The sequence below is a fragment of the Streptomyces sp. MB09-01 genome, assembly GCF_033794505.1.
Taxonomy (GTDB): Bacteria; Actinomycetota; Actinomycetes; order Streptomycetales; family Streptomycetaceae; genus Streptomyces.
This window is the reverse complement of record NZ_JARAYQ010000518.1, coordinates 1-2,009: the sequence shown is the minus strand read 5'-3', so window position 1 is coordinate 2,009 and position 2,009 is coordinate 1. Positions and strand designations below refer to the sequence as shown.

General features: G+C 66.1%; 1 protein-coding gene. It reads right to left on the bottom strand.

The window, feature by feature from the left end; all coding sequences use genetic code 11:
• On the bottom strand, positions 1 to 2,009 hold a 2,009-nt coding region (locus PV721_RS43105; protein ID WP_319734292.1), incomplete at both ends, for a dihydropteroate synthase.

Sequence of the window (2,009 nt, the reverse complement as noted above, 5' to 3'; positions counted from 1 at the left end):
AGGGCGTCCATGAGGCGCAGGCCTTCGAAGGCGTCGCGGGCGTAGCGGACCTCGCCCTCGTAGATTTCGTGGAGGTCCTGTTCGACGTAGGCGCGGGTCAGGGCCGCACCGCCCAGGATGACCGGGTAGTCGGCGGCCAGCTTGCGCTGGTTGAGCTCCTCCAGGTTCTCCTTCATGATCACGGTCGACTTCACCAGCAGACCCGACATGCCGATCACGTCGGCCTTGTGCTCCTGCGCCGCCTCCAAGATCGCCGAGACGGGCTGCTTGATACCGATGTTGACGACGTTGTAGCCGTTGTTCGTCAAGATGATGTCGACCAGGTTCTTGCCGATGTCATGGACGTCACCACGCACCGTGGCCAGCACGATCGTGCCCTTGCCCTCGTCGTCGGTCTTCTCCATGTGCGGCTCGAGATAGGCCACCGCCGTCTTCATGACCTCCGCGGACTGCAGGACGAACGGAAGCTGCATCTGCCCGGAACCGAACAGCTCACCGACGACCTTCATCCCCTCCAGCAGCGTGTCGTTGACGATGTCGAGCGCAGGACGGGTCCGCAGCGCCTCGTCGAGATCGGCCTCCAGACCGTTCTTCTCCCCGTCGATGATCCGCCGCTGCAGCCGCTCGTCCAGCGGCAGCGCAAGGAGCTCCTCGGCCCGGCCGGCCTTCAGCGACTTGGTGTTGACACCCTCGAACAGCGCCATCAGCTTCTGCAGCGGGTCGTAGTCGCCCTCACGCCGGTCGTAAATCAGATCCAGCGCGGTGGTGACCTGCTCCTCGTCGAAACGGGCGATCGGCAGGATCTTCGAAGCATGCACGATCGCCGAATCCAGACCCGCCTTCACACACTCGTCCAAGAACACCGAGTTCAGCAGGACCCGCGCCGCCGGATTCAGACCGAAGGAAATGTTCGACAGGCCCAACGTGGTCTGGACGTCCGGATGAAGCCGCTTGAGCTCACGGATCGCCTCGATCGTGGCGATCCCGTCCTTCCGGGACTCCTCCTGCCCCGTGCAGATCGTGAACGTCAGCGTGTCGATGAGGATGTCCGACTCACGGATCCCCCAGTTCCCCGTCAGATCATCGATCAGCCGTTCGGCGATGGCGACCTTGTGCTCGACGGTGCGGGCCTGCCCCTCCTCGTCGATCGTCAGCGCGATCAACGCCGCCCCATGCTCCCGCGCCAGCCCGGTGACCTTCGCGAAACGGGACTCAGGGCCATCACCGTCCTCGTAGTTCACCGAGTTGATGACCGCCCGCCCGCCCAGCTTCTCCAGCCCCGCCCGGATCACCGGAACCTCGGTCGAGTCCAAAACGATCGGCAGCGTGGAGGCGGTGGCGAAACGGCCCGCCAGCTCCTCCATGTCCGCGACACCGTCACGGCCCACATAGTCCACACAGAGGTCGAGCATGTGCGCGCCCTCACGGATCTGGTCCCGGGCCATCTCCACACAGTCGTCCCAGCGCGCCTCCAGCATCGCCTCACGGAACTTCTTCGACCCATTGGCGTTGGTACGCTCACCGATCGCCATGTACGAAGTGTCCTGGCGGAAGGGCACGCTCTGGTAGAGCGAGGCGGCGCCGGGCTCGGGCTGGGGGGTGCGCCCGGTGACGGCCGTGCCACGGACCCGCTCCACCACCTGCCGCAAGTGCTCGGGGGTCGTGCCACAGCAGCCGCCGACCAGCGAAAGCCCGTACTCGCGGACGAAGCCCGCCTGGGCCTCCGCCAGCTCCGACGCGCCCAGCGGATAGTGCGCGCCGTCCTTCGTCAGGACGGGCAGGCCGGCGTTGGGCATGCAGGACAGCGGGATACGGGCGTTGCGCGCCAGATAGCGCAGGTGCTCGCTCATCTCCGCAGGACCGGTCGCACAGTTCAGGCCGATCATGTCGATGCCCAGCGGCTCCAGCGCCGTCAGCGCCGCACCGATCTCGGAGCCCAACAGCATCGTGCCCGTCGTCTCCACCGTCACCGAGCAGATCAGCGGAACGGTGACGCCGAGGGCCTCCAT